Below are 14168 nucleotides of genomic sequence, written 5' to 3'. Positions count from 1 at the left end.
CGTACTGCAAGGTTGTTGTCAATATGTTCTTCTTCAATTTTGGTTTGTCCTTTCAGGTCTTTACTTTGGACATTCAACCCTGTCATTTCGGCGGCTAAGTCTTTGGCTTTGATGCTTATCGTAGGCAAAAAATCGGCGATGGGTCGGCTTTCGGGTACGCCCAATTTTCGTTTGAGCATTTGAGTATTGAGCCGAAAAAGAGCTTGGTCACCTTTACTTCTGATGATAGCAAAACCTTGGCTATCTACGCCTCTTTCGTAAAGTATTCCTGAAAGTTGTTTTTCAGTTTGGCTCAGTTTTTCTCTCGCTTTTACTCTTTCAAACTCCAATAAGCGTTGTTCTACGAGTTCGGACCTACGGGTTTGCACGGCAAAGTAGTTTTGAGCAAAAGCAATTTCTTGCTTTCTACTGTCGCCATTTTGAGCAATCAAATAGCAGGCATATCGGGTGAGCAAAATGTCATCTATCTCTTTTTCAGCACCTTTGGGCATGGGTATCGTTTTCCTGATGTCAGGAAAATGATACCCTATTTCTTCGCCTGCGTTTTTACAGGCATCTTTTGCTTTTTGGATTACTTTTTCAAAGTTTTCCCATTTGCTATAGCCCAATAAATCTTGTAAATCACGGGCACTCCAGCATTCCACCCCTTCCAGTTCGGAAGCCACAGTTTCAAATCTTGTAAAAAGTTCTTTTATTTCTTCGGATTTCATAAATAATCGATTGTAAGGCTTATTCATACGCTGCCAAACCGCTGATTTCTGCACCTTGGGCCAGTTTTTTTAATTGGGGAACTAAGTCTTCCATCAGTGCCAATTCTTTTATGCGTCGCTGTTTCCAGCCCAATTCCAGCGGTTCCAGCAAGTCGGTCAGTTTTTCACCGTCAAAAATCATTCGGCCCATAATGCCTTCTACAAAGGTTTTCAGGGTGGCGGTTGGTAAGCTGTGTTTGTGAGCTATGTCGGCCAGTTCTTTGTTGTATTTGTCGTCTTTAAAGGTATCGTACCCTTTGCCAAGCGATTCTACATCTTGTCCGCTGTTCCAGTCCAAACTATTGATGTACTCCGTTAAATCTTCCTGCTCGTCCATCATATTGGCATTAGAACTCAGCAAGCTAATCACCTGTGTTTTGGTCATTTTTTGCTTGGCAGGTTTCTTTTGCGTACTGTCGGCAATCAAGTTCATGATGTAATCATAATCAATCACGGCAGAGGCAAACAATACAAATTCAAAATCAAGTTGTTGTATTTCGGGCGGCGCAGCATCACCATCGTTTTGTTGTATTTCTCGCAGTTGTTTAGCTGTTTCAATATACGAGCTTCGGAATTCTTGTAAAGTTTCCGTTGGCAGTATGGCTTCAATGTTTGTTTTTTGTTCTTCTGTTATGTCGGTGTATTGGTCAAGCTGTGTTTTCAACCTTTGTACTTCCTTGAAGTTTTTTACAAACGCAATTCGAGCGGCATCACCTTTCAGATTGTACACTTCCTGAGGCTCGTTTACCAAAGTATGTTCTTGCATAAACACACCCAACGCTTCCACCGCTTGTTTGTATTTGTCAATTACCACAGGTGCAGGGTCAACCAACCAAATCTCTTTGGCTTTACCACTATCTTCACCAGAGAATAATGCAATGGCTTGGTTTACGGCATCTTGTTGCGAACGAAAATCTAAAATATTGCCGTAAGGCTTGGTATCATTCAGCACACGGTTGGTTCTTGAAAATGCTTGAATCAATCCGTGGTATTTTAGGTTTTTATCTACATACAAGGTGTTAAGGTATTTGCTGTCAAAACCTGTAAGCAACATATCTACCACTATGGTAATGTCAATTTTATTTTTGTGTGCGTAGTCTTTGTTACTGTATTTCTGGTCTTTGATGCGTCTTTGAATATCTTGATAGTACAAATCGAACTCGTTAAAAGTGTGATTCGTTTTATACTGCAAATTGTAGTCAGTAATAATACTCGTTAGTGCTTTTTTCTTTTCATCAGGATTTTGTTTGTTGTCTTCTCTTTCCTGTACTAAATCTTCTTGCAGCTGTTTTACATCAGCCGCATTTTTTTGGCTTTGCTGGTCACCATCTTTTGCAATGAGTTGAGAGGGTGGAGAAAACACACAAGCAATGTTTAATGGAACATAATCAGGATTTTCAGTTTGTTTCTTTTTCTGAATCTCTTTGAAAAGATGATAGTATTCGATGGCATTATTGATAGAAGCCGTTGCCAACACTGCATTAAATCGTCTTGAATTGGTGGCAGCATCGTGTTTGTCCAAAATAGCTTCAACTACTGCCTGTTGGGCAATGGCTTCGCCAGGCTTTGGATTTTGTGTGCCTTTTCCTTTGAAATAATCAATGTGAAAACGCAATACATTTCTATCGTCTATGGCATGAGTTATTGTGTATTTATGTAATGCCTTTTCAAATATGCTGTCTGTTGTTTTGTACGAAGCTTCTTCACCTTCGCGAATTGTGTAAATCGCATTTTGATCAAATATGGGAGTACCAGTGAAGCCAAATAGTTGTGCATAAGGAAAAAACTCTTTGATGGCTTTGTGATTATCACTAAACTGCGAACGGTGGCACTCGTCAAAGATGAATACCATTCGCTTGTTGCGAAGTGGCTCTAAGCGTTCTTTATAGTTTTTTTTGTTGGTGCCATCCAAAGCCAATCCCAATTTTTGAATGGTGGTAACAATTACCTTATCTGCATAATCGGTAGAAAGTAAACGCCTTACCAAAGTTTCGGTATTGGTATTTTCTTCCACACTTCCTTCCTGAAATTTATTGAACTCTTCACGGGTTTGTCTGTCAAGGTCTTTACGGTCAACCACAAACAAACATTTTTCTATATCGGTATTGTCTTTTAGTAAAGTGGATGCTTTGAAAGAAGTCAAAGTTTTGCCGCTTCCCGTAGTATGCCAAATGTAGCCGTTGCCACGGTTTTGTTGGATGCAATCAATAATTGCTTTCACTGCATAAATCTGGTACGGTCGCATGATGAGCAACCTCTGCTCACTTTCTACCAAAACCATATACTTGCTAATCATACTGCCCAAGGTGCATTTGGTCAGGAATTTTTCCGTGAATGATTCAAGGTGGGTTATTTTCTTGTTGCTCTCGTCTGCTAATTGATAAATCGGCAAAAACTGTTCGTCTGCATTAAAAGCAAAATGTTGATTTTGGTTATTGGCAAAATAGTAAGTATTTGTTTTGTTGCTTACAATAAACAACTGCATATAGCAAAGCAAAGAATTACCATAACCATTACCAGCTTCATTTTTATAATCCACTATTTGCTGCATCGCTTTTCGTGGAGAAATGTCATTTTTTTTCAATTCGATTTGCACCACAGGCAAACCGTTAATAAGCAAAATGATGTCGTACCGCTGATGACTGTTTTCTGTATTGATGCGTAACTGACTGATTACTTCATAGTCGTTTTTACACCAGTCCTTGTTATTTACCAATGTATAGTGCAATGGCGTTCCGTCTTCACGTTGGAAGTATTGTCTTTCACGTAAAAGTTTAGAAGCTTTGAACACATCAGGTTCAATGATTTCCTCTCTAAGCCTTAAAAATTCGTTGTCAGACAAGCGAACTCGGTTTAGTGCTTCAAATTTTGTCTTGAAATTTTGCTCAAGCGATTTCCTGTCAACTATATCAGGGCGATGAATGTATTTTAGCCCTTTTAGCTGCTCGATTAGATTTTCTTCTATTTGGTTCTCTTTGCTCATTATTCTTCTTTCAATAAATCTTTGGCCCTAACGTCCAGAATTTTTGCGATTCGGTACAAATCCTCAATGCTTGGTTGTCTCACATTTCGAGCATACTCGTTAATCGTGTTGTAACTTTTGTCCAACTGCTTAGCAAGCCAAGTTTGTGAGATACCTTTCTCTTTCAAAACTTCCTTAATGCGGTTCATTTGTGCCTAATGAATTTTTAACAGGTCAAAGATAGTAAAATTACACTGTCTGATAGTGTAAAAGTCCACCGTATTGTTGTGGATGCGGAAGGGCAAGCTCTTTTGGTTTTTTAGCGTTGGCTCGTGTGTCGGGCAAAACCAAATGTGCTTGACCGTGCGGTGGGTGAAATTGTTATTAAAAAATGTGCGGTGGAAAAAAAATAAAAAACATAGGTCGGTCAGCGTGTCGGTTAAGATGCTGTCCATTTGTAATATCGTTGGTCAATTGTCAAAATGGTTTACTTTTTTCTCGTTTTTAGTCGTTTGGTGTTTCGCATATATCTCATGTATTCGCAGGTGCTGCTGGTTGAGTAAAACACTCGATTGCAGCTATTCAAACATAAATAAAGATTCTTAAAAATCCAAGGTAACAAGATGGCTCTTCATTTCAATTAGTACCAAATAAAGATTTTAACTACCCCAATTTTTTGAAAATCGAAAGAATGCGTATCCACAAAAACTGCTGAGGGCGGTCAGAAAATGCCACACTGAATGTCCTTGATAAAGAGAATGGGGGTCGCAACCTACTTTTTGGACATCTAATGCCCGAATTTTGACGGCAATGACCATCAATACAAGGCTTGAAATGGCCAAAACAAACGATTTTTCCTTTCGGTTTTGAAAGTAAATGATAAGCACCAATACCGTTTGAAACAAAATCAGCGCAGGTAAGAGTTTACCACTTGAAATCATCAAGTGAACCTGAATAAAAGCAATAATAACCAGCACTAAGAAAGCAATCCAAGCTTTTTTAACGTTTTCGGAAAAGTTTTTTTTCGGAAAAAGGTGATAAACGGCAATGCCCAACAGCACAATGGGGATGCTATACGTACCATTCATATCTACTCTTTGGCCTACCCATGTAAGGGAAGCATGAAAGAAAGCACTTCCGAAACAGAGATAAATCAAGCAAATCCCCATCAATACCGACAAAGCTGGGAAATTCTCAAGTTTGCTTTTTTTAGCTAAATCTTTGTTTTTTAGGTCGTTAATGCCGATTTGCAACACCAAAACCCCAAAAAAGAAATAGGCTAAGTTGGTGTAGGTATTCATGGACTGATGAAAGAACTTTTCCACATTGTTGAACTCACAATATTCCCCCGTCAAGGCCGATTTACTGAGCGTCATGCCATCCCAAACGTGTCCACTCAGCGTGGCATTTAAAAGCATAAAGACCAAAACCATCCCAAAAGTGATGATGGCGGAATTGGTAAGTAGTCTGAAAAATAGGGCTTTATTCATACTCGACTTATTTTTTAGGGGTGATTTCAATCAGCGGCTTTTGTACATCCCAAGCCGCAGGAACCTCATACACGACTTTAAGAATCGTAGTATTTTGCTCTGACACTTCCCATTGTTTTTGAAAAGCAGCCGATTCCACGTTTTCGGTAACTGTTCGCTTGAGAGCCGTATTTATTCCCAAATTCATGTTGGGTAATGCCCACAAATCATCCGTCAATGAAGTTGTTGCTGCATTGGGCGCACAGACATAAAAGGCGATATTTCGGGCAGTGGAGTCGGCCAAAAATACTTTCATCGTTTTTTGATTCACTTGCACATTGGTTTTTCCATCGCCAGGTACCATCAACCACCCCACCTCACCGTCGGCGGTTTTCCAATGGATGGTTCCCGTTTTTATTTGTCCCCATACCCTGCGGTTTCCCCACAGTCCACCCATCATCCAATCTTTCTGCATCATGGCAGTGACCCGTTTGAGGCTATCACCTTTGTAAGTATTGGGAATTATACGGCTCACAAATTGAGGCTTAGAAAACGTCTTTAACTTGGCTAAATCGTCTTTTGGAATAGACAGACCTAAGCTGAAAATCGGTGCGATGTTGCTCATTTCGCCATATTTAGGGCCATTTTTGAGTGGGATGGGCGATAATTTGGCATCGTCCACCGCAATGGCAATCCAGATGCCCGTGATGGCAAAGTATTTCTGCATATCCATGCCATAGCCTCTAAAATACGGCCCCACCATGTTCTTGAGGTTAGGGTTATAAACAGACGTAATCTCGTGCCAAAAGGCTGCTTCGAGGGTTTGTCCCATTTGCTTTATCTCGGGCGAAAGCGCCAACTCGCGCCACAGGGCAATCGCCACGAGCGTGACGCCGTAGTAGGTTGGTGAGTTGTATTCACTGAATGTTTTGTGCGATTGATACAGATTAAATACATCGTATGCCTTCTTTAACCCGGCCGTTTTCAACTCTTCCCTATTGAATTCGGTGCCGACATAGTTCATCAAAAAAGCACTCATGATGGAAATGTTGGTATAATCAGCTCCGACGTTTCGTTTTAAGGCACCGCGAGCCGCGTGTACCAAGCCCACTTCCATTTCTTCCAGAATTTCTTTGGGCAACAAGTGGCTGTATTTTTTACGAATGATGATGAGGTCACAACCGATAAACTCTCGCCAATTCTGGTCAAATTTGTCATCATCAATATTTGTTTTCCAGATACCGTAAATTCTCGTGTTTTCGTCCCGATGTTGATTTTTTAAAATCCACGTCAGAATTTCAACCGCATTTTCTTTATCGCCTGCTTTATTACGAAACAGCAACGCCTCGGCCAATCGGGTCTTGCTCCGCAAACTGGTCTTATTGGTCAACACCTCCCCGATTCTCTTTCCCGACGGAATTTCATCGTTGATAAAGTCCTCGAATACCTGTTTTTGGTAAGGTGATAGAGTGGCGTAGGTATATTTTTGGGTATACAGCGCACTCTCCTGTCCGAAAATGAAAGTGAGACTTAGTAAATAACTTGCAATGAACAGAATTGCTTTTTTCATAATGTTGACCGCTATTGGATTGATATTATTTAACTGAAACCATCTTCAACATCACCACTCCATGATGCCTAATCTCCGTTTTGAACGTCCCATTAAACGTACCCAACTCTTTCTGCCGCCATACATCGCGCAGTTTGTAGTTACCTTTCAGGCCCGCTTTGGCAAAATCGAAGGTGAACGATTTGGGGGTTTCGGTTCCCCAATGAAAATAGGATTGGGGTGTTTTTCCAAAGTCGCCTGTATTGAATAAGCCTACCGCAAACGACCCGTCTTCCAGAGATTTTACCCAAATTTGCAAGCCGTTTTCATCGGCTATCAGTCGTGCGGGTTTGCCCAGAGGGTCCTGATTGATTTCAATGACCTCGTCATTAGTGAGTAGGTTCAGGGTAAAATCATCCAATTGCTCAATGGGACAGCCAATCAGCATGGGAGCGGCCAGCAGACTAAACATACTGACGTGGCTGTATTGTTCGTCGGGCGTCAGGCGAGTATCGTGCATGACGGGTCCAATGGACACTTTGCCCACAATCATCATATCCGGGTCAGCCCAATGACCCGGGCCTGAATAGGGAGCCCATTTATCCAGCGAAAAAGACGTCAGAAAAAGGCTTGTCCAACTGTCTTTAATGTCGGGACCGGTACGGTACATATTGGACAAACGCGCCCAATCGGTCACTTTTTCAAAAGGGGCATTGTTGGACAAACTGAACACAATATCGCGCCCCGATTGCTTCAATGCCGTGGACATCCGCTCGGTCGAATTGACGTCAATACGCCAGTCATATTTCAGGAAATCAATTCCCCATTCGGCCATTTGTTTGGCATCGTTGGTTTCAAAACGGTACTTGGCAATGCGGTTAAACGCCCGTCGGTTCTCTTTGATGGATTCATGGTTTTCTCCGCCTTTTTCAAAATCAGAAGAAGCGCCGGCGTAGCCACCATAACTGGAAATATAAGGCGTGGAATACAAGCCCGCTTTCAGTCCCAGCGAGTGGATATAGTCCACCATTTCTTTGAATTTTGGAAACTTCTCATTGGGTTGCAATGCTGTAAGCGGCCCGCCCCGCACGCCTTGCCAGGCATCGTCGATGTTGATATAGCTCCAACCGTGATCACGCAAGCCCATTTTTACCATCGCATCTGCCGAGGCAATCACTTTTTCCCGGTCAATGTGCGCTTCCCACGAATTCCAACCATTCCAACCAATCGGGGGCGTGAGGGCAATGATATCACCGATTTTAATGGTCAATTTTTTTGTGGCTGCGCCCAGAGCATTTTTGGCATTAAGGGTGGCTATGTACGTCCCTTTTTCGCTGACTTTTCCTGTGATGATTCCCGTTTTTTCATCCAAGAAAAGCCCTTTCGGCAGGTTTTGTGCCGAAAAGAGAATGGGCTTTTGTCCCGTTGCGGCAATGGTATAGAGGAAGGGATTATTCGGCGTTGCCCCAAAGAGCTTGGGCGAGTTGATTCTTGGTTTTTTGGAAGTGGGTGGGGTTAAATTGTACTTTTCCCCCAAATGCTGTACGTGTTCAGGCTTACTGCCGTCCAACATTTCCACTTGGGCATTTACCCAATTGCAGTACGTTCTTTTGTTGTTAATGCCACCCACTTTATCCGTTACCAAAAGCCCCAATTGTTTGATGCCCGTCAGGTCAACATCAATCAGAACAGGTGCATCACCAATCCTCATGGCTTTGCTTTCAAACAGCACCTTCCCGTCGCCCATGACGTAAAAAGTGAGCGGAATGTCTTTATTGCCTAAATCGTCGGCGGCAATCAACGCCGAAAAACGGGTGGCCTTTTTATCCAAGTCAAACGCCAATACACAAGGCGATTGAGCCCCAAGACCTCTGGCATACTTTGTTCCGTTGATACGTAATGTATCGTTTGAGTAATTTTTTTTTGCCTGTACCGGACGAATACCTTCGGAATAGGTCTGAATCACCAAATCATCCAACCAAACGGTATGGGTCTTTTGGGAGTAAGCGCTAAAGGCTACGCAGAGAAAGAGTACAGTAAAGAATTTAGGCATTTTGGAGGGATAGGGTTTACGTCTACTTATTATTGGTTCTCAGGCTCGTATGGTTCGTTAGCACCTCCGTAATTTTCTTTCCGATTGGAATTTCCTCGTTGATAAAATCCTCAAACAAGTGCTTTTGGTAGGGTGACAGGGTTTGGTAGGTGTATTTTTGTTTAGATAGGGGATATTCTTCATTGCCGGTACAAATTTAATTTTGATGCCATAAGATCTATTTTTATGCTTGAAAACGATATTTTCAACAACTCTTAAAGAATTTACCGGGCTGCTCTTCGAGCATGGCTTCGATTTTTTTTGCTGCCTTGGTGATAGATAGCCCACCGAGGTTGGTACAACGCAGCGTATGGTGAATTTGATCCCCTACGGCTTTCATGGTTTCGATTACTTCGTCTAAAGGAATAAGTTGCTCATAATCTGCCAAGGCCATGTTGGCGCAGGAAACGGCGTTGGTAGCTGCCATTACGTTTCTACCTAAGCAAGGGGCTTCTACTCTGTTTCCGATGGGGTCACAGATGATACCCAATGAGTTTTGCAAAGCCAAAGATGCCGCGGCAATAGATTGTTTCAATGTACCACCTTTCATGCCTACAATGGCTGCGGCGGCCATGCCTCCACCCGAGCCTGTTTCGGCCATACAACCACCTACTTCTGCCGCAAAAGTGGCATGAGCCGCTATAAATACCCCAATCAAACCAGCTGAGAGCATGGCTTTTACGATTTCGTCCTCGGGCAAATCCATCGCATGGGCTGTTCCAAACAATGCTCCAGGCAACGCCCCGCACGAGCCCGCAGTGGGTGCGGCCACGATGACCCCCATGGAACTTTTCACTTCCATCATGGCCGATACGTACATAATTATTCTGTTGTTGGCATCGCCACCGACCAATTGTTTCGCGGCCAGTTTTTGTTGGAATTGCAGCGACTGACTCCCCAATATTCTGTCTTCATAATGCGTACCTTTCAGACCTAAATCAATGGCATTCCCCATGATGTGAATGATTTTACGCATCTTTTCAAACACTTCGTCGGCAGAAATATTTCCGCGAGCAGCTTCATAATCAACGGCCAGTTCCCATAATGATTTATTTTTTCCTTCATTGTAGGCAAGCATTTCATGGCAAGTAATAAAAGGCACTTGCAGGTTATTTCTGGCCATTACGGGCAGTACAGGCTTCAAGCATTTTATAAACAAAACGCTATTCATTGCCTTCAACTCATCACAAATAATCTCGTCAATGGGGGCTTGGGATTTGATTTCCACAAAACTGATTTTCCCTTGGTGAAACGCTATTGAATCGTAAGGAATGGAGGCTTTCAGAAAAGAGATAATTTCATCTGATTCGGTACAATAAACAAGGGTTTCAAAATAATCGCCGGCCATAGCCACTCTAATACCATCAATTTCAATGACTTCAATCATACCACCACCTGTAGAGATAGCCGTTAGGTTTCGGGTTTCTTTATCGTTTTCGAGTCTAATTTTATAGGTATTGGGATGGTCGGCCTTGATATCACAGATTTTGATTTCCACATTGATTCCCGCAGCAGCGAGGTATCTTTCAGATTCCGGCAAGCGCTCATCGTAGGCTTCCCAACCTAAAAACCCGCCAAACAAGCCCATGTCTGAGCCTTGGCTTTTGTGCGTGGTTGCCAATGAGCCGTTGGGGTCAAATTCAATCAAAATGTCTTTGATGTTTTCGTCCATCAAGTCGCGGCATAGGCGGGCTATGCGCAAAGATGCCGCACAATGCGAACTTGATGGGCCGCGCATGACCGGACCAATGACATCATTGAAAATACTTGGAAAGGTGCTCATTTTATTTGGTTGTTATGGTTGAATAGCTTGTTGAGAAATGATTATTTTTTATGCGGTGAAATTCCATTATTTAAAATAAAAGGCTGTTCAAGTTCTGTTTTTCCATCCGTTAGCACCATTTTATACGTCCCTGCTTCCAAAAATCTGTCATAATGTACAAAGTAGGGTAGATTACTCTTTTCTCTTTTCACCACCAAATCCCAACGGTATTCATTAAACCCTTTTTGGCCTTGTATGGTCGTTATCCATACGACTTTATTGTCTTTGTCTTTCAGTGAAAAAGTGATGGGTTTGGCATTACTCAACCAAAATGGAATACTCGTTTTTTCAAGTGTTTGGTAAATAGGCTCATCGCTATGTGAACTAAACCACGGGCGTTGACTTTCGGAAATATCAAACAAATGGTCTTTGTCCAAAGCTAAATTTTTAGAGGTCATCGCATGAATGGGTCGTAGATTGATTTTATAAATCCCTCTGCCATGCGTTGCAACCACTAAATCCATTGTGCCTTCATGGATTTCAAGGTCGGCGACGGCAGCACTTGGCATATTATTGCCCAAATATGCCCATGTTTTGCCCTTGTTTTTAGAGATATAAACGCCTCGCAAGCCACCTGCGTATAAGATATTTTCCTCAGTCGGGTCTTCTAAAATCACATTGACGGGCTCATTTGGCAAGCCTGAGGCGATGCTTGTCCAGTTTTTGCCATAATCTTCTGATACGTAAAGATAACTTTGAAGGTCGTCATAATTGATGCCTGTCATCGCTACATAAACCCTTGCTTTGGCAAAATGAGAAGGGCAAATGCTGCGAATATAATTATTGGCAAGTCCTTTACTGTTTTCTTCCCATTTTGCGCCATCATTTTTAGTTACCCAAAATGCGCCTTTGTCTGTACCTGCGTAGAGCAATCCCTTTTCGATTTTAGATTCTACGAGTGCGCCTGTTGAAAAGGATTTCTTTTCAGCACTTGATGAAACAGCTAAATTGGGACTGATTGTTTGCCAATTATCGCCTCTATTGGTGCTTTTAAAGATAAAATTACCACCATGATACAGGGTTTTACTCTGATGTGGCGAGATAAAATAAGGTGTTATGTAATTGAAAGTAAGCGTGTCTTTACTGTTTTTGGGCAATTCGGGTTGAATAACATGAGTGCTGTCCATTTTTTTGTCGTATCGAATGGCATATCCATGTTGGGCACTGTAATACACCGTATTATCATCTTCGGGGTCAACTGCCGAGACGCAACCATCACCACCATCCCAAGGGTCAATCCAAAGGTATTTCCAAGTGTCGGGAAAATTGGGTTTTAATTCTTTGGGCTGCCCATAAACCGTTGCATCGTCCTGCGTCCCGCCATAAATCACATAGTTTTTTTTGTCAATTGTAATGTCGTAAAATTCACCTACGGGGATATTATTGTAGTGAAACCACGACAAACCCTTGTCATAACTCACATAAAAACCACCGTCATTGCCTGCTGCAAGATGATTGGGATTGTTGGGATTTATCCATAATTCGCATTGGTCTAAGTGAAAACCTTTTGCCAAACTTGGCGTGGAACGGGTCACATTGCCACCGATAAACGAAAACGTTTTGCCCCCGTCTGTACTATGCGCCAAACGAACACCCAAACAATAAACTTCTTCATCATTTTGAGGATTGACATACACATCGGTAAAATACCAGCCAATGACCGAGAAAACGTAAAAGGGCGTGTTATGGGTTTTTGCCCAAGTTAGACCGCCGTCGGTTGTTTTGTACAATTCCGCGGCTTCGCCCTTTGGATTGTTCAGATTATCAACAAAAGCATAGGCTTTTAAGGAGTTTGTATGCGACACCGCCAACCCAATGCGCCCCACTAATGCCCCAGAGGGTAAGCCTTTGGTGCAAGCTATCCAAGTTTTTCCACCATCGGTACTCCTATGAATGCCACTGTTTTTTCCTGTGATACTCGGATAAACCTCCCAAGTAGAAGCATACATGATATTAGGGTTTGATGGAGCTATTACTACATCATTTGCCCCCGTTTTGTCATCAATATACACTACTTTCTGCCATGTCTTACCGCCATTGATGGTTTGATAAAGTCCTCTATTGTTGTTTTTTGACCACAAATGACCCAATACCGCTACCATCACGATATCAGGATTTTTAGGATGTATCGCAATTTCAGCGATTGCCCAAGAATCTTCAAGCCCGATGTGCTGCCATGTTTTACCCGCATCATTTGAGCGATACATACCTGTGCCTGTCAAGGTAAAATTGCGTGGTTTTTTAAGATTTTCACCTGTTCCAAGATAAATAATATTCGGATTTGACGGGGCTAATTCCATATCGCCTATGCCTAAAGACGCCTGTTCTTCAAAAATACACTGCCAATTGATGCCATTATTCACCGTCTTCCATAAGCCTCCTGAGCCGAAACCAACATACATCGTACCTGGATGCGTGGCATCTACTTGCACCACATCAGCGCGGGCTGAGTTTAAGGTTGGCCCCAATGATACCCAGTTGAGTTTATAGGGCGTCTCTTTTTTCATTTCTTGGTAAGTACGAAATGAGGCTTCTAAGGAGGACGGTGTTTGTTGAGCAAAAAGGCTTGTAATAAGGTACAAGCTAATGAAGCATGTTGTAAAAAACCGAATCATACTTATTGTTTTTACTTTGTTGAAAACTTTGACAAAGGGAATGGACACTATTTCTGGTATAAAACAAGAATTTTCTTCTTTGATAAGGCATTAAACTGCTGAAATTACTGAGGGATATATTTTACAAAAAACCTAAATTTAAAAATAACATGATACAATTCATTTGGCTTTCATTAGCCGTATTGACGATTTGGTATAGCACCATCTTAATCCAAGATTTTTTAAAGCATAAAAACAATCTTGAGAATGTCAGTTGGTTAAAAACAGGCCTCATCGGTTTTGTAGTCAATTTTTTTGATGTCTTAGGCATTGGCGCATTTGCACCTCAAACGGCTTTATTGAAATTTACCAAACAAACAGAAGACCGTGTTTTGCCCGGCACCCTCAATGTGGCCAACACGATTCCTGTCTTAATTCAAGCCCTTATTTTCATTACGGTTATTGAAGTAGAACCCATCACTCTGATTCTGATGTTGCTATCTGCTGCTGCTGGTGCGATATTGGGTGCGGGTATTGTCTCAAAAATGTCTGAGAAGAAAATACGGCTGACGATGGGCATTGCGCTGCTGATTACAGCTGGATTTATGTTTGCAGGTAAAATGCAATGGATTCAAGGTGGTGGTACAGCCATTGGTCTGAGCGGTATCAAACTCATTATTGCGGTGGTAGTAAACTTTCTTTTGGGGGCTTTAATGACCGCGGGTATCGGTCTTTATGCCCCATGTATGGCAATGGTCTTTGCTTTAGGTTTGTCGCCACAAGTGGCCTTTCCGATCATGATGGGCTCTTGTGCATTTCTAATGCCACCCGCTTCTGTAAGGTTTATTAAAGAAGGGGCTTATAATCGAAAAGCCGCTATTGCGATGGCTATTCCTGGAATTATAGCCGTTTTGATTGCCGCCTTGATTGT

The 14168-nt window shown here is 42.1% G+C and carries 9 protein-coding genes; 1 reads left to right on the top strand and 8 read right to left on the bottom strand.

Annotated elements, in window-relative coordinates:
* The 8 genes from dinD to Q0081_RS19535 all read right to left on the bottom strand — a co-directional run.
* The coding region (gene dinD, locus Q0081_RS19570; RefSeq protein WP_298357229.1) for a DNA damage-inducible protein D at positions 1-710 on the bottom strand (710 nt) is incomplete at its 3' end.
* A 19-nt stretch (positions 711-729) separates the two neighbouring features.
* Positions 730-3732: a type I restriction endonuclease subunit R gene (locus Q0081_RS19565; RefSeq protein ID WP_298357226.1), complete on the bottom strand. Its 3003-nt coding sequence runs from the start codon at positions 3730-3732 to the stop codon at positions 730-732.
* Positions 3732-3920 carry a helix-turn-helix transcriptional regulator gene (locus Q0081_RS19560; protein WP_298357223.1) on the bottom strand — a complete coding sequence of 63 codons (189 nt, stop codon included), beginning with the start codon at positions 3918-3920 and terminating at the stop codon, positions 3732-3734. The genes Q0081_RS19565 and Q0081_RS19560 overlap by 1 nt, the downstream gene beginning before the upstream one ends.
* A gap of 450 nt (positions 3921-4370) precedes the next feature.
* A complete protein-coding gene (locus Q0081_RS19555) occupies positions 4371-5201 on the bottom strand; it encodes a ceramidase domain-containing protein (protein WP_298357221.1) in 831 nt (276 codons plus the stop codon).
* Between the two features lie 7 nt (positions 5202-5208).
* Complete coding sequence (locus Q0081_RS19550) at positions 5209-6750, bottom strand: hypothetical protein (RefSeq protein ID WP_298357216.1); 1542 nt, start codon at positions 6748-6750, stop codon at positions 5209-5211.
* Between the two features lie 25 nt (positions 6751-6775).
* Positions 6776-8782: an NPCBM/NEW2 domain-containing protein gene (locus tag Q0081_RS19545; protein ID WP_298357213.1), complete on the bottom strand. Its 2007-nt coding sequence runs from the start codon at positions 8780-8782 to the stop codon at positions 6776-6778.
* A 244-nt stretch (positions 8783-9026) separates the two neighbouring features.
* Positions 9027-10604, bottom strand: coding sequence for an L-serine ammonia-lyase, iron-sulfur-dependent, subunit alpha (locus Q0081_RS19540; RefSeq protein WP_298357210.1), 1578 nt, complete (start codon positions 10602-10604; stop codon positions 9027-9029).
* A gap of 41 nt (positions 10605-10645) precedes the next feature.
* Complete coding sequence (locus tag Q0081_RS19535) at positions 10646-13150, bottom strand: exo-alpha-sialidase (protein WP_298357207.1); 2505 nt, start codon at positions 13148-13150, stop codon at positions 10646-10648.
* 257 nt (positions 13151-13407) lie between these two features.
* Here Q0081_RS19535 and Q0081_RS19530 point away from each other — a divergent pair.
* A partial coding sequence (locus Q0081_RS19530; protein ID WP_298357204.1) for a TSUP family transporter occupies positions 13408-14168 on the top strand: 761 nt, incomplete at its 3' end.

This window comes from Runella sp. (assembly GCF_027484545.1).
Classification (GTDB): domain Bacteria; phylum Bacteroidota; class Bacteroidia; order Cytophagales; family Spirosomataceae; genus Runella.
This window is presented reverse-complemented; position numbering and strand designations above follow the sequence as displayed.